Origin of the sequence: Actinomyces howellii (assembly GCF_900637165.1) — a bacterium.
In the GTDB taxonomy this organism is placed as follows: domain Bacteria; phylum Actinomycetota; class Actinomycetes; order Actinomycetales; family Actinomycetaceae; genus Actinomyces; species Actinomyces howellii.
Genome location: NZ_LR134350.1, coordinates 1,250,391 through 1,270,789 on the forward strand (window position 1 = coordinate 1,250,391; position 20,399 = coordinate 1,270,789).

A 20,399-nucleotide genomic window follows, 5' to 3' on the forward strand; every position below is an offset into this window, starting at 1 on the left:
GCGGGCGCGACAGTACGTGTCGCAGGCTCGTGGCACACTGCCGGTCATGAACGATGACGGCCCTGACCCGAGCACCACCCCGACGGCGCCCTGGACCCGCGGTCCGGTCCTGGGATTCGACACCGAGACCACCGGGGTCGACCCTCGCACGGACCGCCTTGTCACCGCTGCGATCGTCTCGCGTGAGGCCCCCGGCCCCGAGCACGCGCGGAGGCAGCGGGTCGAGACCTGGCTGGCCGACCCCGGCGTCGAGATCCCGCAGGGGGCCAGCGCCGTGCACGGGGTGACGACCGAGCGGGCCCGCGCCCAGGGGCGCCCCGTGGCCCAGGTCCTCGAGGAGGTGGCCGAACGCCTGGCCACCGCAATGTCCCGACAGGTCCCGGTCGTCGTCTTCAACGGCTCCTACGACCTGACCCTCATGGAGAGCGAGCTGTCCCGGCACGGCCTGCCCACGGTGCGCGAACGCCTGGGTCGGGAGCCGGGGCCCGTCATCGACCCCCTCGTCCTGGACCGGGCGGTCGACCGCTACCGCAAGGGCAAGCGCCGTCTGGAGGACCTGTGCCGGTTCTACGGGGTGGAGTCCGACGCCGCCCTGCACACCGCGGAGGTCGACGTCGCCGCGGCGCTCGACGTCCTGGAGGAGATGACCCGTCGCCACCCCCGGCTGGCGGACATGGGGCTCGCGGAGCTCATGACCTTCCAGGCCCGTGAGCACCGCCGGTGGGCGGAGTCCTTCAACCGCTGGCTGGCCCGCCAGAACCCGGGTCGACCAGGGGCGGACCCGTCCTGGCCGCTGCCCGAGGACCTGTGAGGGACCGGCGGCAGGCCGAGGCGCCGTGGGCAGGAGCGCCGTGGACCGGCGCCCTGTGGGCCGGTGAGCCGCCTCCGCCCTACCCCGGCCTCAGCCAGGCCCGGCCCCCGCCTCAGTCCCGTCCGGCGTAGTTGGGTGCCTCGACGGTCATCTTGACGTCGTGCGGGTGGGACTCCTTGAGCCCCGCACTCGTGATCCGCACGAACTGGCCGTTGGCCTTGAGCTCGGGGATCGTACGCGCACCGACGTAGAACATCGACTGGTGCAGGCCGCCGACGAGCTGGTAGACGACGTCGGCCAGGGCCCCGGAGAAGGGGACCTGTCCCTCGATCCCCTCAGGGACGATCTTGGAGTCGGAGGCCACGTCCGCCTGGAAGTAGCGGTCCTTGGAGTAGGAGGCACGGCCGCGCGAGCTCATCGCACCCAGCGACCCCATCCCGCGATAGCGCTTCCACTGCTTGCCGTTGACGAAGACGAGGTCGCCGGGTGACTCCGTGCACCCGGCGAGCAGGGACCCGAGCATGACGGTGTCGGCACCGGCGACAAGCGCCTTGGCGATGTCACCGGAGTACTGCAGCCCGCCGTCGGCGATGAGCGGGACCCCGGCCGGCCCGCAGGCCCTGGCCGCCTCGTAGACGGCCGTCACCTGAGGGACCCCGACGCCCGCGACGACACGGGTCGTGCAGATCGAGCCCGGCCCCACCCCCACCTTGACGGCGTCGACACCGGCGTCGATGAGTGCCTGCGCGCCCTCACGGGTCGCCACGTTGCCGCCGATGATCTCGATACCAGCGAAGGCGGAGTCGTTCTTGAGGCGCGTGATCATCTCGAGGGCGAGCCTGGCGCCCCCGTTGGCCGTGTCGACGACGATGACGTCGACACCAGCCTCGGCCAGCGCCCCGGCCCGCTCCCACGTGTCGCCCCAGTAGCCCACCGCCGCACCCACGACAAGACGGCCGGACTCGTCCTTCGTGGCCAGGGGGTACTGCTCCGTCTTGACGAAGTCCTTGACCGTGATGAGGCCGGTGAGGTGACCCGCCTCATCGATGAGGGGGAGCTTCTCGATCCGGTGCTCGGCCAGCAGCGCCTTGGCGTCCTCCCTGGAGATCCCGGTCGATCCCGTGACGAGCCGGTCGCGGGTCGTCATGCAGTCCCGCACGGTCAGGGAGCCCCACTGCTCCGGGGGCACGAAGCGCAGGTCACGGTTGGTGATGATGCCCAGGAGGTTGCCGCCGTCGTCGACCACCGGCAGGCCCGAGACCTTGTAGTGGCCGCACAGCTCGTCAAGCTGGGCGATCGTCGCGTCAGGCCCCACGGTCACCGGGTCCGAGACCATGCCGGACTCCGAGCGCTTGACGCGCCGGACCTGCTGGGCCTGGTCCTCGATCGACAGGTTGCGGTGCAGGATCCCGATCCCGCCCTGACGCGCCATCGCGATGGCCATGGCAGCCTCGGTCACGGTGTCCATGGCGGCGCTGAGCAGCGGCGTGGCCAGGGAGATCCTGCCCGTCAGGCGCGTCGTGGTGTCCACCTCCGAGGGCACGACGTCGGTGAGCCTGGGCAGGAGCAGGACGTCGTCGTAGGTCAGAGCGGTGGGGGCGAAGACTTCGGGGCTGGTGATCGAGTCGCTCACGGGAGGCATCGTATGCGGCCGGACCGGAACGAGCCATGCGGGGCGCGCCACGCTCGCCTCCCGCCCCCAGGGAGGGCTGGGAGGGACCTCGACGGACAAAGGTCTGACATGACATGTCTTGCGTGAGACTGTTCATCGAATGTCAGGTCCCCGCACGACCCAGATCGGGCCCTGTCGCTGACTCTCTCAGCGAAATACCCGCTAACCCGGGGAAAAACTCCTCGCTGCCACCTTGCCCGGACACCCCGCCTGTACCTACTGTTGTATGAGACGCATGCATGTGAAGCGCCGCGCGAGGGAGGGTGGAGCACGATGGGCGACAGCGCCAGGCTGCCGGGGCCGATCACAGCGCTGTGGGAGTGGCAGTACCGCGGGGCCTGCATGGGGATGGACTCGACGACCTTCTTCCACCCCGAGGGGGAACGGGGCTCGGCACGGCGCAGGCGGGACGAAGGGGCCAAGGCGGTGTGCCGCACCTGCGAGGTCCTCGAGATCTGCAGGGAGCACGCGCTGTCCACCCACGAGCCCTACGGGGTCTGGGGCGGGATGACCGAGGAGGAGCGCCGCGCCGTGCTCGCCGGACGCAGGAGCCCACCACAGGACCCCGTGGCCTGAGCACCTCGAGGCCGCCTCAAGGCCACCTCGAGCGCCACCTCACAGCCACCTCTCGCAGCCCCGACCAGCCTCACCGCACGAGTCCGCCCGGCTGCGCTGTGCGGACACAGCGCAGCCGGGCGGACTCCTCTGAGGCGACCGGCCCGACAGGGCCAGTCAGTACCGATCAGTACCGATCAGTACCGGTGGTTGCTTGTCGACGTCCTGTCGACGTCAGCCGGGGAGCAGGGCTCAGCGGGTGACGACGGCCAGCACGTCGCGGGCGGACAGGATGAGGTAGTCCTCGCCGGCGTACTTGACCTCGGTGCCCCCGTACTTGGAGTAGATGACGACATCGCCCTCAGCGACGTCGACCGGGATGCGGTTGCCGGAGTCGTCAACGCGGCCGGGGCCCACGGCCACGACCTTGCCCTCCTGCGGCTTCTCCTTGGCGGTGTCCGGGATGACCAGGCCCGAGGCGGTGGTCTGCTCGGCCTCGACCGTCTGGACGACGATGCGGTCCTCGAGCGGCTTGATGGAGATCGACATATCGGCCTCCCCTTCTCGCTGTGCGTGACTTGAGCACGGGCTCAAGTGCGTGGTGGATGACATGACTGGTGCGCTGCACCCGCGCTCACCTGACCGCCGTCGCGGGGGTCGGCCGGGCACGGACCGAGTGCGAGCCGTGGGACCGTGCCGGGGCACGTCCCGCGTCGGCACGAAATCTACGCGCGCTGTTAGCACTCAGTCAACGCGAGTGCCAAGCGGGTCGACCTGGTTCGCCGTCGGCGTTCAGGGACCCGAGACCGTGGGTGCCGGCTGCGGGGACGCTGAGGGAGAGGCCGACCCCCCTGCGGAGGGTGAGGCGGTTGACGGCGTGGGCTGCGTCCTCGCCCCGTCGCGCTGCTCACGGGTCCAGGCCACGGCCTCGTCCACGGTCGTCTCCCGGTCCCCCAGCATGGGGGTCCGACCGGACAGGACGTCCCAGGCCGCCTTGACGGCCGCCAAGCGCTCGCGCGCCCAGCTGCGGACCCAGGTGCTCCTGTTGGCGGTGGCACGCGTGTCCCCCACCCCCGTGGCGTCGATGCCCACCGCACGGCACACCGCGACGGCGCGGGGGACGTGGAAGTCCTGGCTGACGAGGACGGCCTGCTCGACCCCGAAGATCTCGTGGGCGCGCACGCAGGTGTCATAGGTGTCGAAGCCCGCGTAGTCGACGGCGATCGCCTCGGCCGGGACCCCCACGGACACGAGGTAGTCGCGCATGGCCGCGGGCTCGTTGTAGTCCTCCTGGGCGTTGTCGCCCGAGACGAGGATCCCCTCGACCCTGCCGGACTCGTAGAGCTCGGCCGCCGCGTCCAGCCGGTAGCGCAGCCACGGCGAGGGATCGCCCGAGGCGTAGACCGAGGCCCCCAGGACGATGGCCACCGGGGCGGTGGCCGTGTCCTCGGCGGAACCGAGGTCGGCCGTGCGGCCCGCGGAGGCGGCCCACACCCACGCGTTGGGCAGGACGAGGGCGGCCAGGGCGAGCCCGGCGACCACCGCGAGGACCCACCGCACCCGACGGGGTGTCAAGCGTCCTGCCACTGCGGCCATGTCGTCCTCCCTCCCGACAGGTGCCGGAGCCCGCGGGCACCGGGACCTGTCGATGACAGCCTCAGCAGACTTCCGGACAGGACCCGCACGCGTCATCTCGACGCGCCGGTCATCCCCGGTGGTCTGCACCACCCACGACCACCCGCGACCACCCGCGACCGGCCGCGACGGCTCGCGACCGGCCTCGACGGCCCTGGGGTGAGCCGCTGGTCGACCCGATGGTCGAGTCGCTCCGCCTCGCGGGCACCCGTCGTGTCATCATCGTACCGATGGACGACTCGACACTCGCCCCGCTGCTCACCCCCGAGGGCTGGGCGCTGCTCGGCTCCCTGCCCCCCTACGACGACCTCGACCCCCTGAGCGCCGGTGAGGCCCTGCGGGAACAAGGCCACTCCCCCGCCCTCGTCGCCGCCGCCCTCACCCAACAGCGCCTGCGCGGCCGTGCCGAGACCAAGTTCGGCCCCTTCGCCTCCCAGATGCTCTTCACCCCCGACGGACTTGAGCAGGCAACGCGCCTGGAGGTCTCGGCACACCACGCCTCGCGCTACACCCGCGCGGGGCTCTCCCGGGTGGCCGACCTGGGCTGCGGCATCGGCGGGGACTCGATGGCGCTGGCGGGGCTCGGCCTGTCGGTCCTGGCGGTCGAGCACGACGAGACGACGGCGGCGCTGGCCACGGTCAACCTCATGGCCTTTCCCGAGGCCGAGGTGCGCTGTGCCGACGCGATGGACATCGACCTGTCCGCCGAGGGCGTCGACGGGGTCTTCGCCGACCCCGCCCGTCGCAGCCAGGGGCGCCGGCTGACCGATCCCGAGCAGTGGTCGCCACCCCTGAGCCGGGTGCTCGCCCTGCGCGAGCAGGTCGCGGCACTCGGTGTCAAGGTCGCACCGGGCCTGGCCCACGACCTGCTGCCCGCCGACTGCCACGCCCAGTGGGTGAGCGTCGAGGGCCAGGTCGTCGAGGCGGGGCTGTGGTTCGGCCCCCTGGCCCACGAGGGCCCGGGCCGCTCGGCCCTGGCCCTGCGCCGAGGAGCGGACGGCTCCTCACGGGCCCACGTCCTGGCCGACCCGGACTGCACCGACCCCTCCGCCCCACCCGCACAGGTCGAGCCCGTCGGCGGGGCCGAGGAGCTCGGCGAGCTCGTCCACGAGCCCGACGGCGCGGCGATCCGCGCCGGGCTGGTCGCCCACCTCGCCCGGGCCCTTGAGGCGGCCCCGGTCGGGGACCGCATCGCCTACCTCTCGGGCGACCGGCCCCCGGAGCCGTCACTGGCGCCCTTCGTGAGGTCCTGGCGCCTGCGCGAGGTCCTTCCCCTCCACCTCAAGGCGCTGAGGGCGCGGGTGCGGGAGACGGGCCTGGGCAGCCTGGAGATCCACAAGCGGGGCGTCGACCTGCCCCCGGAGGCCCTGCGCGCCTCCCTGCACCTGCGCGGCGAGGGCTCCGAGACGTGGCTCCTCACGCGCCTGGGACCCCGGGACGGCTCCGCGGCAGGGGCGCGCGGCGCCGTCCTCGTCGTCGAGCCCCTGGTCCAGGCCACCGGGTAGCCACCGGGAGGCGCCGGAAGGCGCCGGTCCGGTGCCCTCCGGCGCACTCAGGCCCCCACCACCCAGCGACCCCAGCCCAGCAACAGGAGGAAGCCGTGGCCCACGAGTCCCGCCGCGTCCACCACGCGCCCCTGCCCTTCGCGACCTCAGCACGCTCCACCCTCGGCATCGAGTGGGAGCTCCAGCTCATCGACCGCGACTGCCTCGACCTGCGCCAGTGCGCCTCGGAGATCCTCCGCTCGGTGGGAGGCGACCCCCACATCCACGGGGAGATGATGCTCAACACCGTCGAGCTCGTCTCGGGCGCCCGCCGCACCGTCGCGCAGTGCGTCGAGGACATCGCACTGGCCTTCGACCGGCTCCTGCCGACCACCGACCCCCTCCACGTCGAGCTGGCCAGCGCCGGTACCCACCCCTTCGCCGACCCCCTGGTCCAGAAGGTCACGGACGCCGAGCGCTACGCCCGCCTCGTGGACCGCACCCGCCTGTGGGGCCACCAGATGCTCATCTTCGGCACCCACGTGCACGTGGGCATCGAGGACCGCGACAAGGTCCTGCCGATCCTGTCCGCGCTGCTCACACGCACCGCCCACCTGCAGTGCCTGAGCGCCTCCTCGCCCTTCTGGGCGGGGCAGGACACCGGCTACGCCGACAACCGCGCCATGATGTTCCAGCAGCTGCCCACCGCCGGCGCCCCCCACCAGCTCGACACCTGGGAGGCCCTCGAGGCCTACGCCGGGGACATGGTCCACACCGGCGTCATCGAGGACTTCACCGAGGTGCGCTGGGACGTGCGCCCCTCCCCCCGCCTGGGCACCATCGAGGTGCGCTCGTGCGACGCCGCCACCAACCTCACCGAGCTCGCGGGGATCGCGGCTCTCACCCAGTGCCTCGTCGAGGACTTCTCCCGGCGACTGGACCGCGGGGAGCGCCTCGACGTGCTGCCCCCCTGGTACGTCGACGAGAACAAGTGGCGCTCTGCGCGCTACGGGATGGACGCCATCCTCATCATCGACTCCGCGGGACAGGAGGAGCTGGCCACCGACACGGTCTCCCGGATGCTCACGGAGCTGGCGCCGGTCGCCGAGGACCTGGGATGCCTCGCAGAGCTCGAGGGCGTGCGCGCCACCCTCGAGGCAGGTGCCTCCTACCAGCGTCAGATGACGGCCACGAAGGCCGCAGGAGGATCCAAGGACGCCGCGGTGCGGCTCATGCTCACCGAGCTGCGCGCAGGTCGCCCGCTCCTGCCCGACGAGATCCGGGCCCTGTGCTCCGAGGAGGGCTGAGCCGCTCCGAGGAGGGCTGAGCCGGAGCCGGGCGGCGCACGAGGTCAGTGCGCGTCAGTGCGCGACGACGACCTCCAGCCCCATGCCCGAGTCGGGGGCGAAGCCCATCGGGGAGGGCTCGACCCCCGCGCGCACCGCCGCCGCGCCCAGCGCGGCGATCTGGGCGCCGTTGTCGGTGCAGTAGCGCAGGGGCGGCATCCGCAGCTCGATCCCGGCCGCCTCGCAGCGCTCGGACGCCAGCGCACGCAGGCGTGAGTTGGCCGAGAAGCCGCCGCCGACGACGAGGGCCGGGCAGTCGTGGTCGAGGCAGGCCTGGACCGCCTTGGCGGTCAGGGAGTCGTTGACCGCCTCGGAGAAGGCCGCGCACACGTCCGCCCGCGGTACCTCGCGCCCGGCCTCCTCAAGGGACTCGACGTACCTGGCCACGGCGGTCTTGAGACCGGAGAAGGAGAAGTCGTAGCGGTGCCGCTGGCGGTCCTTGGCCGCCTCGAGTCCACGCGGAAAGCGGATGGCGCCCCTGTCCCCGGACTGGGACAGGCGGTCGACGTGAGGGCCTCCCGGGTAGGGCAGGTCGAGCAGGCGGCCGACCTTGTCGAAGGCCTCCCCCGCGGCGTCGTCGAGGGTCCCGCCCAGCTCGACGACGTCGGTGGCGATGTCGGCCACGCGCAGGAGGTTGGAGTGCCCACCCGAGACGATGAGGCCGATGAAGCGCTCGGGCAGCGGGCCGTCGACCAGCTCGTCGACCGCGAGGTGAGCGATGACGTGGTTGACGCCGTACACGGGGCGCCCCAGCGCCGCGGCCAGGGACTTGGCGGCCGTGACCCCGACCGTCAGGGACCCGATGAGCCCCGGGCCGGCGCACACGGCCACCGCGTCGACCTCGCTCAGGTCGACGTCGGCGGCAGCCAGCGCCGCGTCGAGGGTGGGGACGAATGCCTCGAGGTGGGCCCGGGAGGCGATCTCGGGGATGATCCCGCCGAAGCGCGCGTACTCGTCCATCGACGTGGCCACGACGTCGCCGAGAAGCTCGCGGCCGCGCACGAGAGCCACGCCGGTCTCGTCACAGGTGGACTCGATGCCCAGGATCAGTGGTTCGCTCACGGTCCCCCAGCCTATCGCCCCGGGGCGCCCCGTCGTCTCCCGTGGCACGAGCCGACGACGCTCAGGCGTGAGCCCGCTGTCCCTTCCACAGGGCGTGGCCCAGGTCCCGGTTGAGCCGGGTGATGACCTCCAGGGGGACGGACTTGGGGCACACGGCGGCGCACTCACCGATGTTCGTGCACCCGCCGAAGCCCTCGGCGTCGTGCTGTCCCAGCATCGAGACCACGCGGGCCAGGCGCTCGGGCTGGCCCTGCGGGAGCAGACCCAGGTGCGCGATCTTCGCGCCGGTGAACAGCATCGCCGAGGCGTTCGGGCAGGCCGCCACGCAGGCACCGCAGCCGATGCAGGCCGCGGCCTCGAAGGCGGCGTCGGCCTTCTCCTTCTGGACCGGGGCGGCATGGGCCTCCGGGGCCGCCCCGGTGTTGACCGAGATGTAGCCGCCGGCCTGGATGATGCGGTCGAGTGCCGAACGGTCGACGATGAGGTCGCGCAGCACCGGGAAGCCGGTGGAGCGCCACGGCTCGATGGTGATGGTCGAGCCGTCCTTGAAGGAGGGGTCCTCCGCGAGGTGGCGCATGTGGAGCTGGCAGGTGGTCGAGCGGATCGGCCCGTGCGCCTGGCCGTTGATGACCACGCCGCACTGCCCGCAGATGCCCTCGCGGCAGTCCGAGTCGAAGGCCACCGGCTCCTTGCCCTCGGCGAAGAGCTGCTCGTTGAGCAGGTCGAGGACCTCGAGGAAGCTCATGTGCTCCTCGACGCCGATGAGGGAGTACTCCTCGAAGCGGCCGGGGGACGTCTGGTTCTTCTGACGCCAGATCTTGAGCTTGATGTTCACTTGTAACTCCGCTGCTTGAGCTCGATGTCCTTGTAGATGAGGTCCTCCTTGTGGAGGATCGGGGGCTGCCCCTCCCCGCCCCACTCCCAGGCGGCGACGTAGAGGAACTCATCGTCATGCCGCAGCGCCTCCCCCTCGGGGGTCTGGGACTCGGCACGGAAGTGCCCGCCGCAGGACTCCCGGCGGTGCAGGGCGTCGATGCACATGAGCTCGGCGAGCTCGAAGAAGTCGAGCAGCCGCCCTGCCTTCTCCAGAGCCTGGTTGAGCTCCATGGCCTCACCGGTCACGCGGGCGTCGCGCCAGAACTCCTCCTTGAGGGCACGGATCTGCACGATCGCCTCGCGCAGCCCCTCCTCGCGGCGCTCCATGCCGCAGTACTCCCACATGATCCGCCCCAGGGCCATGTGGAAGTCGTCGACCGACCGGGTGCCGCGCAGCGCCATGAGACGGTCGATGCGGTCCTGGACCGAGGCGCGCGCCTCCTCGATCTCGGGGGCGGCGGGGTCGACCTTGCCCTCGCGGAGCATGTCGGCGAGGTAGTCGTTCATCGTGTCAGGCAGGACGAAGTAGCCGTCGGCCAGGCCCTGCATGAGCGCCGAGGCCCCGAGGCGGTTGGCGCCGTGGTCGGAGAAGTTCGCCTCCCCGGCGACGTACAGGCCCGGGATGTTGGACTCCAGGTCGTAGTCGACCCACAGCCCGCCCATCGTGTAGTGGACCGCGGGGTAGATGCGCATCGGCACCTCGTAGGGGTCGTCCCCGGTGATGCGCTGGTACATCTCGAACAGGTTGCCGTAGCGGGCCGAGACAGCGGCCACACCCAGGCGCTCGATGGCCTCGGAGAAGTCGAGGTAGACCCCGCGCCGCATGAGCCGCTCGTTGCCGGCGGCGTCGCGCTCCTTGATGGCCGGGCCGACGCCGCGGCCCTCGTCGCACATGTTCTTGGCCTGACGGGAGGCGATGTCGCGGGGCACGAGGTTGCCGAAGGCGGGGTAGATCCGCTCGAGGTAGTAGTCGCGGTCCTCCTCGGGGATCTCGCGCGGGTCCTTGTCGCAGTCCTCCGCCCTCTTGGGCACCCAGATGCGCCCGTCGTTGCGCAGCGACTCGCTCATGAGGGTGAGCTTGGACTGGAAGTCGCCCGACTGCGGGATGCACGTGGGGTGGATCTGGGTGTAGCAGGGGTTGGCGAAGTAGGCGCCCTTGCGGTAGGCCCGCCACACGGCGGTGGCGTTGCAGCCCATCGCGTTGGTCGACAGGAAGAACACGTTGCCGTACCCGCCGGTGGCCAGCACGACCGCGTCGGCCAGGTGGGTCTCGATCTCCCCCGAGACCATGTCCCGGGTCACGATGCCCCGGGCGCGGCCGTCGACGACGATGAGCTCGACCATCTCGTGGCGGCGGAACTCGGTGACCGTGCCGGCGTGCACCTGCCGCTCAAGGGCCTGGTAGGCGCCGATGAGGAGCTGCTGGCCGGTCTGGCCGCGGGCGTAGAAGGTACGTGAGACCTGCACGCCGCCGAAGGAGCGGTTGTCGAGCAGGCCCCCGTACTCCCGGGCGAAGGGCACGCCCTGGGCGACGCACTGGTCGATGATGTTCGCGCTGACCTCAGCCAGGCGGTAGACGTTGTCCTCCCGGGCGCGGTAGTCCCCTCCCTTGACGGTGTCGTAGAAGAGGCGGTGGACGGAGTCGCCGTCGTTGCGGTAGTTCTTCGCGGCGTTGATACCGCCCTGGGCGGCGATGGAGTGGGCGCGCCGGGCGGAGTCCTGGTAGAAGAACACCTTGACGTTGTAGCCCTGCTCCCCCAGCGAGGCGGCCGCCGCCCCGCCGGCCAGGCCGGAGCCGACGACGATGATGTCGAGCTTGCGCCGGTTGGCGGGGTTGACCAGCTTGGCGTCGAACTTGCGCTGCTCCCAGCGCCGGGCGATCGGGACGTCGTGGGAGGCCTTCGTGTCGGCGATCTTCTCGCCCTCGGTGTACAGGCCGTCGATGAGCTCAGTCATGGGGGTTCACTCTCAGTGGGCTCTCAGTGGGAAGATCCGATACCGGCCTCGGCGGCCCTCATCGCGTACTCGGCCGCGTCCATGGGCGCGTCGGTGAGCCCGAAGAGGATCGCGGTGGGCACGACCATGAAGGCGGCGAACAGGCCGAAGGCGACGACGAAGGCGACCAGGCGCACGAGGGGGACGGTGCCGCCGCGGGTCGCCCCCAGCGTCTGGAGGGCCGACCACACGCCGTGCCACACGTGCAGGCACAGGGCCGCCAGGGCGACGGCGTAGATGAGGTAGACCCACCACAGCTGGAAGCCGTAGTACATGTTCATGTAGGCCCGGCCGTGGACGTACTGCCCTCCCGGCGTCAGGGACAAGGTGGTGAACTGCAGGATGTGCCAGACGATGAACAGCAGGAGGATCACGCCTCCCCAGCGCATGGTGCGCATCGCGTAACGGGACGCGAAGTACTCCGCGCCGGCCTTCTTGACGGCGTACTTGTCGGTGCCGCGTGCCCGGCGGTTGCGCGCCCACAGGTGGAAGGCGCTGCCGGCGTGGGCCAGGAGGCAGGCCAGGAGCAGGACCCGCAGGATCCACAGCACGCCGCCGTGGGGAACGATCGGCACGAGCAGCTCACGCAGGAAGTAGGCGTAGTGGTCGTAGGCGATCTCGCCCTCGAAGTAGTGCAGGTTGCCGTAGGCGTGGAACAGGACGAAGACGAGGAAGAAGAGGCCCGACCAGGCCATGAGGCGCTTCATGAAGACCGTGGTCGAGTACGCGGTCCTCTTCTTCGGGGAGGGAGCAGGAGTTGTGGCCACGGCGTCAGGTTAGCCGGGGCCGGGCCACGGCAGGCCCCGGTTGCGCACCGGCTTCGACGCCGCCGTCCGGCACCGTTGCCAGCACGGGAGAAAGTGCCCCCTGGAGGCAGGATCCGGTCGCCGGGACCCCGGTGTCGCGAAGCGCTGAGAAGCGCAGACGGCACCCTTTTTCGTGACGCGTATGTCAGGCAAATAGGTCGCGGCCGCGAGCGGCTCCACGCCCCTCCGACCTGCCCTCCGACCTGCCCTCCGACCTGCACCGACGTGATGAGGGTGCTCAGAGGTGCTCGGCGCCGACCGGTCCTGGCTGTGCACCGGGCTGGAGGGGCAGGCGCATGACCACGGCGTCCTCGAGGGGGGCCAGGTAGTAGCGCCGGCGGGTGCCGATCGGCTCAAAGCCGTGGCGCGCGTAGAGGGACCGCGCCGCGAGGTTGGACTCCCTGACCTCGAGCAGGACGGCCCGGCAGCCCGCCTCACGCGCGGTGGACACGAGCTCGGTGAGCATCGCCGAGGCGATGCCCTGACGCCGGGCCGCGAGGACCGTGGCGATGGAGAGCAGGTCGGCGTCGCCCTTGCCGTCCCCGAACCACAGCCCGCTGTAGCCCAGGAGGGTCGGCCCCTGCGGGCTGTCGCGCTCGACGACGAGGTAGCGCCTGTCGGGCACCTGGGCGCAGGAGGCGGCGACCTCGGAGGCGATGAGCTCCCGGCTCCAGGCCTCCCCGGGGAACAGGACGCGCTCGAGCGCGACGACCGTCTCGACGTCGGAGCCGGTCATGGGCCGCATGACCGTGCCCGCCGGCAGTCCGGCAGGCTCCCGCGGGGCCCTGGCGCGGCGTCGTGTCATCGGAGCCGTTGGCGTCCTGCCGGCACCTGGACGTCGGCGTGGCGCAGGTAGAGGGGCTCGGTGCCCAGGACCAGACCCTGGGACAGGCGGGAGACCGCGATCCGCACCTGGGTGCGGGCGTCGCCCGACACCGGTGCCAGGACCCGGCGTCCCTGCGCGATCTGGTCGTAGAGGGCGGCTCCTGATCCGGCGACGGCGTCAACCGGGTCCCCGTCGAGGACACGGGCCGGGTCGAGGACCTCGAAGGGGCTGAGCCTGTCGACGTCGTCCGGTCCCTTGGCCCGGTACCTGGCCGTGTAGACCTCTGAGCGCCGGGCGTCGGTGGCCACGAGCACCGTGGCACCGGCGTCGTCAGCGCCCTCCTGGGCCAGCTCGTCGAGGGCGGCTCGTGCCACGGCGTCCAGGCTGGGGACGCCGTGGACGGGCAGGGTCCTGGCGCGCCCCAGGGTCCGGGCGGCGACCAGCCCGGCGCGCAGCCCCGTGAAGGGGGCGGGCCCCGTCGCGGCGACGACGGCGTCGAGGTCGTGGCCGGCCACGGCCGGGTCGGTGAGAGCGGCCTGGAGCATCGGTCCGAGGGACTCGGCGTGCCGACGGGGGTCCTCCTGGGCGGCACGGGCCAGGACCCTCAGGCCCAGCCCGGTCGGCGCGGGGTGGACCTCGGCGACGACGAGCTGGGTGCCGAGGGAGGAGTCGATGGACACGATGCGCACGTGCTCAGCCTAGATGATCGGCTCGCCGAACCTGCTCAACGGCCAGCACGGTCGCCTGCCAGCCCCGGCCGCGGGCGGGGGCACCGGCGCCTCAGCCGCGCAAGGGCGCCATGACCCGCCGTTCGTGACGGATCGTGAGCACGAGGATCGTCAGCCCGATGAGGAGCACCCCGGCGCTGGTCAGCCAGACGGCCAGGTCCGAGCCGCCCTCGTCCTGTCTCGGCTGCTCGGCCGCCACGGCGGTCGGGGAGGAACGGTCCCGCAGGACGGCGGAGTAGGTGGCCATCGGGACGACGCCCGCCAGACATCCCGAGGCGGCCGAGCCCAGCGCCCTGACGGTGCGCCTGGCCACCGCGTACCAGGCGTCCTGGCGGCTGATCCCCCCTGGGTCGACGGCCTCGTGCACGACCACCTCCTGGGGCTCCAGACCCGCCAGGCCCGTGGCGAGGTCCGCGTCGTCGACGAGCACCCCGCTGACCCCGCCGGGCTCCGCGGCGCCGTCGGCGTCCTGCGACCCGACCCGGATGACGAGCACCGCGGTCGGCTCTCCCCCGACCTCGACCGTGGCGGCCCACACGGGCTGGGGCACGGGGGCGGCGTAGGGGGCCGAGCCGTCGAGGAAGCCGGGAGCCCAGGCGTGGGCCTGGATGAGGGTGCCGGTGCTCGCCCCGGGTCCCAGTGAGCGGGCCACGAGGTCGGATCCTTCGCTGTCCACCCAGTCCTGGGCGAGGGCCTGGGCCGCGGCCGTCGTCGCCTCGCCGGAGGCGGGGGCCGGTGTCGTCGACGGCGCGGCGGAGGCCGCAGCGCCCGTGTCCTGCGCCGACGCGGTCCGGTCGCTCGCCGCCGCCGGGGCGCCGGCGACACGGCCGACCACCGCCCACTGCCCGCCCAGCGCCAGGACGACCGCCGTGGCGATGAGGACCAGGGGGGTCAGACGGCCCGGCACGGGCTCATCCTCGCAGGACCGACAGGTCGACACCTGCCCAGCGCGGCCCGAGCGCGGTGACCGTCACCTCCCGGCGGCCGTCGTCGACGTGCTCGAGGTCGGCCGTCCCGGCGGTCCCCCCGGCCAGGCCCCCGTGGGGTCGGGTGATGAGGACCTCGAGGCGGTTGTCGGACAGCGCCTCGACCTTGTCCTCGCCCCACTCCACCAGCGTCACGGACTCCTCGAGGGAGGAGTCGAGGTCGAGGGCGTCGACCTCCTCGAGGGAGCCCAGGCGGTAGGCGTCGACGTGGACGAGGTCGGGCCCCGTTCCCAGGGCGGGATGCACCCGGGCGATGATGAAGGTCGGGGAGGCGACCCTGCCCCGGACCTCCATCGCGGCACCGACGCCCTGCGCGAGGGTCGTCTTGCCTGCGCCCAGCCCGCCGGAGAGCATGACGAGGTCGCCCGCCCGCAGCAGGGCGGCCAGGCGCCCCCCGAGGGCGCGCGTGCCGTCGGCGTCGGCTGTCACGACGCGGACCGTGCCTGCGGGCGTGGAGGTCATGGGTTCTCCTGAGGGTCTGGAGGCGGGGGCAGGAGGCTCACTCCTGGGTGACGGTCTCACGGAAGCGGCCGGTGGCGCAGCGCGGCACGCGGGGGCCCAGCCTCGTGACGATCTCGTAGTTGATCGTGCCGCAGGCCCGCGCCCAGTCATCGACGCCGGGGACCGTCGGGTCCGCCCCGGGGTCACCCCACAGGACCGCCAGGTCCCCGGCCCGGGCGGGTGGGGGGATCGGTGCACCGGCCCGAGGGCCGGCGACCTCCACGGCCGGGCCGAGGTCGACGACGACCTGGTCCATGCACACCCGGCCCACGATGGTGGTGCGCAGCCCTGCGACCGCCACCGGTCCGGTTCCCGAGGCGGCGCGGGGCAGGCCGTCGCCGTAGCCCAGCGGGACGAGGCCCACCCAGCGGTCGGTCGGGGCGCTCCACGTCCCGCCGTAGGACACCGCCTGGCCGGCCGGGATCCGCTTGACCTGAGCCAGGGGCGCCTCGAGGCGCATGGCCGGGCGCAGGTCGAGCGCCTGGCCGGTGGCGACCTGCGGGTTCGGGGACAGCCCGTACAGGCCGATACCGACCCGCACGAGGTCGAGCCTCGTGTCGGGGTGCCACAAGAGCCCACCCGTGGCGGCCAGGTGGCGCACGCGGGGCGCCAGCCCGGCCTCGAGCACGACGCGCTCTGCGTCGAGGAAGCGGGCGAGGTGGTCCTCGGTGGAGCCGCAGCCCGGCTCGTCGGCGCGCGACAGGTGGCTCCACAGCCCGACGACGTCGAGCACCCCCTCGTCCTGTGCCTCCCGGGCCGCCTCGGCCAGGGCCGGCTGGTCCTGCGCGACGGCCCCCGAGCGAGACATCCCGGTGTCCACCTTGAGGTGGACCCTCCCCGGGGCCCCGCCGGCCTCAAGGTGGGCACGGCAGGCGGCGCGCAGGGCCCACAGCTGTTCGACCGTGGAGGCCGACAGGTCGAGGTCGGCATCGAGGGCGGCGCGCAGGGGGGAGCCCGGCTCGCCCGCGTCCTGCGGGTCGACGACAGGGGCCAGCCAGGACATGAGCCGGGGCGCCTCGGGCTGGGGGACCCCGTCGGGCCCCTCGGCCGGCCTGGCCAGGCCGGCGGCGTCGAGCATCCTGCGCAGCTCGAGGGCCTCGCCCAGCTGTGCCACGCCGAGCCAGGTCGCGCCGGCCCGCAAGCAGGTCAGGGCCACCGGCATCAGCCCGTGCCCGTAGGCGTCGGCCTTGACCACGGCCATCCACGGAACCCCGGCGACCGCCGACAGGACGTGGGCGTTGTGGGCGATGGCGTCGAGGTCGACCACGGCCCGGGAGGTGGCGGCGGTGAAGTCGGGACAGGTGCTCACACCCCGATTCTGCCACCGCCGACCGCCCGCCGGAGGCTGCGCGCCCCTCCCCGCCCCCGGTGCCGCGCCGCGCCGGCCTCCTGCGCGCCGCGCCACGGGGCCGGCTGGCTTCAGGCGCTCGCCCGGTCGGCCTCCGACCGCAGCGCCTCCCACGCCCCCGGCAGGTGGTCGAGGAGGTCGCCGGCGGCGACGGGGTGGCCGGTGCCCGGCCCGGCCCACCCGGAGGCCAGGGCGCCGGCCAGGGCGTGGAGCCGCACGGCCAGCGCCGCGCAGGCCTCGGGCCGCAGGGTCTGTCCCCCCTGCTCCGCCCTGGCCTCGGCCGAGGCCAGGACCGCGCCCAGGACGCCGGCCAGGACGTCGCCGCTGCCCGCCGTCGCCAGCCACGGCGGCCCGGCGTCGAGGCTGAGCAGCGTCGGCTCCCCCGGGGCGGCGACGAGGGTCGGCGAGCCCTTGAGCACGACGGTGGCACCGGTCAGGGCGGCCAGGGTCCGCACGGCCCCCGCCGGGTCGGCCTCGACCGCCTCACGGCCGGCCGGCCGGTCCAGGCCGGTGAGCAGGGCGGCGGCCTCCCCGGCGTGCGGGACGAGCACGTGCCGGTCGCCGCACCGGCCCCCGGCCCTGACGAGCCTGGCCAGGGGGGCCAGCGCCCCGGCGTCGAGGACCGTGGGCAGCACCGGCCCCCTCGGCTCGAGGACCGCCGCGACCTGGTTGTCCCAGCCCGCCTCGGAGCCCTCGACACCCGGGCCGAGGACCCTGGCCTGGCAGCGGCCCGGGGCCGCCACCACCTCGGGACGGGAGGCCAGGACGAGGTCGACCACCCTGGCCGGTGCGTCGAGACGCACCATGCCCGCGCCCGTGCGGACCGCGGCCGCGCAGCTGAGGACCGCGGCGCCGGGGTAGGTGACCGAGCCGGCCCGGACACCCACGACGCCGCGGGTGTACTTGTGGTCGGCGGAGCCCGGGGGCCGCAGCAGGGCGCCGAGCTCCCCGTCCAGCGGCCGGCGGGCCAGGGGCGCGCCCTCGGGGACGGGCAGGCCGAGGTCGACGACCTCGACCCTCCCGGTCACGCGGGCCGCCGGACCCAGCAGGTGCGCGCCCTTGAGGCAGGTGAAGGTGACGGTGCGATCGGCCGGCAGGACCGGTCCCGCCAGGACGCCGTCGTCGGGCCCCACCCCGCTGGGCAGGTCGACGGCGAGGACGCCGAAGCGTCTGCGGCCCGGCCCTCCTGCGCGCAGGAGCGCTGCGACGAGCTCACGGGCCCCGGGTCGCAGCGGCCCGGAGGCACCGATGCCGGTCAGGCCGTCGATGACGAGCGCCGGTGCGCGGGCGGCGGGCCCCGGGGCCCCGGCGAAGGCCTCAGCCTCGGCGAGGGGGTCGGGCGCCACGCGCACCCCGGCCGCCAGGGCCTCGGCCATCGCAGCCGGGTGGGCCCGGGCGGTGACGAGGGCGGCGCTCACGTGGCAGCCGCGCCGTGCGAGCAGGGCGCCCGCGAGCAGCGCGTCGCCACCGTTGTGCCCCCCGCCGGCCAGGACGAGCACGCGTGAGCCCGCCACGGCCGGTCGCGTCCCGCGGCGGCGGACCGCGGGGGCCCGACCACGCAGCTCCTCGACGGCGGCGCGGGCCACGGCATGAGCCGCCGCCTTCATGTAGCGGTCGGTGCCCGCTGTCAGGGGCCTCTCGGCCTGGGCCACGGCGCGGGCGGGGTGGGCGCCGAGTGCGTCGAGCGTGGGGACGGGCGCTGTCGTGCTCACGCCCCCATCATCGCGCGCCCGGCGCCGCACGGCACGGGACCTGAGGGCCCGCGCTCACTCGACGGTGACGGACTTGGCGAGGTTGCGCGGCTGGTCGACGTCCAGTCCCTTGGCGGTGGCCAGGGCGGCCGCGAAGACCTGGAGGGGCACGACGGTGAGCAGCGGCCACATGAGGGTCGGGGTGGCCGGGACGCGGATGACGTCGTCGGCGAAGGGCGCGACGGCCTCGTCACCCTCCTCGGCGATGACGATGGTGCGCGCGCCGCGGGCACGGATCTCCTGGATGTTGGCGATCACCTTGTCGTGGAGGACCGGGCGCCGCGGGGTGGGCACGATGACGAAGACCGGCAGGCCCTCCTCGATGAGCGCGATCGGGCCGTGCTTGAGCTCTCCGGCCGCGAAGCCCTCGGCGTGGACGTAGGCGAGCTCCTTGAGCTTGAGCGCTCCCTCGAGCGCCACCGGGAACCCGACGTGGCGCCCCAGGAACAGGAAGGAGGGCCGGTCGGCGAGCTCGGCGCCCAGGGCCTGGACCGTCTCGGCCTGGGTGTCGAGGACCTGCTGGATCTTGTCGGGCATGCGTCCGAGGTCGGTCAGGTAGTCGGCGACCTCGTCGGGCCACTTGTTGCCGCGCAGCTGGGCCAGGTAGAGACCGAGCAGGTAGCAGGCGGTGATCTGGGCGAGGAAGGCCTTGGTCGAGGCCACGGCGACCTCCGGGCCGGCGTGGGTGTACAGGACCGCGTCGGCCTCGCGGGCGATGGTCGAGCCGTAGGTGTTGACGATGGCCAGCACCTTCGACCCCTGCTCGCGGGCGTGGCGCACGGCCTGGATGGTGTCCATCGTCTCGCCGGACTGGGAGATCGCCACGGTCAGGGTCTTCTCGCTGACCACCGGGTCCCGGTAGCGGAACTCGTGGGCGAGCTCGACCTCCACCGGGATCCGGCACCAGTGCTCGATGGCGTACTTGGCCACGTGACCGGCGTAGGCGGCGGTCCCGCAGGCGATGACGATGATCTTGTCGACGCGGCGCAGCACGGCGGGGTCGATGCGCATCTCGTCGAGGACCAGCTCGCCGCGCTCGTCGACGCGCCCGCGCAGGGTGTCGGCCACGGCGGTGGGCTGCTCGTGGATCTCCTTGTCCATGAAGGTCGCGTAGCCGCCCTTGACGGCGGCCGAGGCGTCCCAGGAGACCTCCCAGGTGGCGGGCTCGACGACCCTGGCCTCGGCGTCCCAGACGGTGACCGCCTCGGCGGTGACGAGGACGACCTGGTCGTCCTCGACCTCGGCGGCGCTCCGGGTGAAGGCGACGAAGGCGGCGACGTCGCTGCCCAGGAAGTTCTCCCCCTCCCCCAGGCCGATGACCAGGGGGCTCGTCGAGCGGGAGGCGACGATCGCCCCGGGCGCCAGGGGCGTGACGGCCAGGAGCGTGTAGGTACCCTCGAGCCGGGCGGCGACCGCACGCATCGACTCCACGAGGACAGCGGCGACTGCGGCCTCGTCGAGCGCCTCCCCGGCGGCCTCGAGACGACCGGCGAAGTCGATGTCGAGCAGGTGGGCGACGACCTCGGTGTCAGTCTCCGAGACGAGCTCGCGCCCGGCGGCCTCGACCTCCTCGCGCAGGGGACGGAAGTTCTCGATGATGCCGTTGTGGACGACAGCCACGTGCCCGGCGCGGTGGGGGTGGGCGTTGACGGTCGTCGGGCCGCCGTGGGTGGCCCAGCGGGTGTGGCCGATGCCCGCGGTCGCCGGGGCGGGGGCGGCCTCGTCAAGGGCGGCGCGGAGGTTGTCAAGCTTGCCCGCGGCCTTGACCACGACGGGACCGTCGGGCTGCCCGGGTGCGACCAGGGCGATCCCCGCCGAGTCGTATCCGCGGTACTCCAGGCGGCCCAGGCCGTCCATGAGGACCGACAGCGTGCGGTCAGAAGCGGGCGATGGGCCGACGTGGCCGACGATTCCACACATGGGACCGATGCAACCACGCGACGCCCCGCTCGTTCAATCGGGGCGGGCGGGCAGGGGTGTGAGACGCACGGCATCGGGGAGCCCGGCACCGCCGAGG

The 20,399-nt window shown here is 73.2% G+C and carries 18 protein-coding genes; 4 read left to right on the forward strand and 14 right to left on the reverse strand.

What is annotated here, in order from left to right; genetic code table 11:
* Positions 1–46: 46 nt before the first annotated feature.
* Positions 47–811: an exonuclease domain-containing protein gene (locus tag EL245_RS05245; protein WP_126384093.1), complete on the forward strand. Its 765-nt coding sequence runs from the start codon at positions 47–49 to the stop codon at positions 809–811.
* A 112-nt stretch (positions 812–923) separates the two neighbouring features.
* Here EL245_RS05245 and guaB read toward each other — a convergent pair whose 3' ends face one another.
* Entirely contained in the window at positions 924–2,453 is a 1,530-nt protein-coding gene (gene guaB, locus EL245_RS05250; protein WP_197719453.1) for an IMP dehydrogenase, read from the reverse strand.
* Between the two features lie 303 nt (positions 2,454–2,756).
* Here guaB and EL245_RS05255 point away from each other — a divergent pair, with 303 nt between their 5' ends.
* Entirely contained in the window at positions 2,757–3,059 is a 303-nt protein-coding gene (locus tag EL245_RS05255; RefSeq protein ID WP_126382214.1) for a WhiB family transcriptional regulator, read from the forward strand.
* A gap of 231 nt (positions 3,060–3,290) precedes the next feature.
* Here the strand turns inward: EL245_RS05255 and groES are convergent, their stop codons facing one another.
* On the reverse strand, positions 3,291–3,587 hold the full coding sequence (gene groES / locus EL245_RS05260) for a co-chaperone GroES (protein WP_126382215.1): 297 nt from the start codon (positions 3,585–3,587) through the stop codon (positions 3,291–3,293).
* Positions 3,588–3,830: 243 nt separating this feature from the next.
* A complete protein-coding gene (locus EL245_RS05265; protein ID WP_126382216.1) occupies positions 3,831–4,634 on the reverse strand; it encodes a SanA/YdcF family protein in 804 nt (267 codons plus the stop codon).
* Between the two features lie 269 nt (positions 4,635–4,903).
* Between EL245_RS05265 and EL245_RS05270 the strand changes: the two genes are divergently transcribed.
* Both EL245_RS05270 and EL245_RS05275 read left to right on the forward strand, forming a co-directional pair.
* Complete coding sequence (locus EL245_RS05270) at positions 4,904–6,178, forward strand: class I SAM-dependent methyltransferase (RefSeq protein ID WP_126382217.1); 1,275 nt, start codon at positions 4,904–4,906, stop codon at positions 6,176–6,178.
* 95 nt (positions 6,179–6,273) lie between these two features.
* A complete protein-coding gene (locus tag EL245_RS05275) occupies positions 6,274–7,464 on the forward strand; it encodes a glutamate--cysteine ligase (protein WP_126382218.1) in 1,191 nt (396 codons plus the stop codon).
* Positions 7,465–7,518: 54 nt separating this feature from the next.
* Here the strand turns inward: EL245_RS05275 and tsaD are convergent, their stop codons facing one another.
* From tsaD to glmS, 11 genes are all read right to left on the reverse strand, one after another.
* On the reverse strand, positions 7,519–8,565 hold the full coding sequence (gene tsaD / locus EL245_RS05280) for a tRNA (adenosine(37)-N6)-threonylcarbamoyltransferase complex transferase subunit TsaD (RefSeq protein ID WP_126382219.1): 1,047 nt from the start codon (positions 8,563–8,565) through the stop codon (positions 7,519–7,521).
* Between the two features lie 61 nt (positions 8,566–8,626).
* Positions 8,627–9,400, reverse strand: coding sequence for a succinate dehydrogenase/fumarate reductase iron-sulfur subunit (locus EL245_RS05285; RefSeq protein ID WP_126382220.1), 774 nt, complete (start codon positions 9,398–9,400; stop codon positions 8,627–8,629).
* The gene (locus EL245_RS05290; protein WP_126382221.1) at positions 9,397–11,397 is read right to left on the reverse strand and encodes a fumarate reductase/succinate dehydrogenase flavoprotein subunit; all 2,001 of its coding nucleotides are present in this window, start codon (positions 11,395–11,397) and stop codon (positions 9,397–9,399) included. The genes EL245_RS05285 and EL245_RS05290 overlap by 4 nt, the downstream gene beginning before the upstream one ends.
* 23 nt (positions 11,398–11,420) lie before the next feature.
* Entirely contained in the window at positions 11,421–12,143 is a 723-nt protein-coding gene (locus EL245_RS05295; protein ID WP_126384096.1) for a succinate dehydrogenase cytochrome b subunit, read from the reverse strand.
* Between the two features lie 337 nt (positions 12,144–12,480).
* The gene (gene rimI / locus EL245_RS05300) at positions 12,481–13,047 is read right to left on the reverse strand and encodes a ribosomal protein S18-alanine N-acetyltransferase (RefSeq protein WP_408608391.1); all 567 of its coding nucleotides are present in this window, start codon (positions 13,045–13,047) and stop codon (positions 12,481–12,483) included.
* Positions 13,044–13,757, reverse strand: a complete 714-nt coding sequence (gene tsaB, locus EL245_RS05305) for a tRNA (adenosine(37)-N6)-threonylcarbamoyltransferase complex dimerization subunit type 1 TsaB (protein ID WP_126382222.1) — start codon at positions 13,755–13,757, stop codon at positions 13,044–13,046. The genes rimI and tsaB overlap by 4 nt, the downstream gene beginning before the upstream one ends.
* A gap of 91 nt (positions 13,758–13,848) precedes the next feature.
* Positions 13,849–14,703 carry a hypothetical protein gene (locus tag EL245_RS05310; protein ID WP_126382223.1) on the reverse strand — a complete coding sequence of 285 codons (855 nt, stop codon included), beginning with the start codon at positions 14,701–14,703 and terminating at the stop codon, positions 13,849–13,851.
* 4 nt (positions 14,704–14,707) lie between these two features.
* Positions 14,708–15,244, reverse strand: coding sequence for a tRNA (adenosine(37)-N6)-threonylcarbamoyltransferase complex ATPase subunit type 1 TsaE (gene tsaE, locus EL245_RS05315; protein ID WP_126382224.1), 537 nt, complete (start codon positions 15,242–15,244; stop codon positions 14,708–14,710).
* A 37-nt stretch (positions 15,245–15,281) separates the two neighbouring features.
* The gene (alr, locus tag EL245_RS05320; RefSeq protein WP_126382225.1) at positions 15,282–16,592 is read right to left on the reverse strand and encodes an alanine racemase; all 1,311 of its coding nucleotides are present in this window, start codon (positions 16,590–16,592) and stop codon (positions 15,282–15,284) included.
* A gap of 110 nt (positions 16,593–16,702) precedes the next feature.
* Positions 16,703–18,343 (reverse strand): bifunctional ADP-dependent NAD(P)H-hydrate dehydratase/NAD(P)H-hydrate epimerase, encoded by a 1,641-nt coding sequence (locus EL245_RS05325; protein WP_232009886.1) that lies wholly within the window; start codon positions 18,341–18,343, stop codon positions 16,703–16,705.
* Between the two features lie 54 nt (positions 18,344–18,397).
* Positions 18,398–20,302: a glutamine--fructose-6-phosphate transaminase (isomerizing) gene (gene glmS, locus EL245_RS05330; protein WP_126382226.1), complete on the reverse strand. Its 1,905-nt coding sequence runs from the start codon at positions 20,300–20,302 to the stop codon at positions 18,398–18,400.
* Positions 20,303–20,399 lie beyond the last annotated feature (97 nt).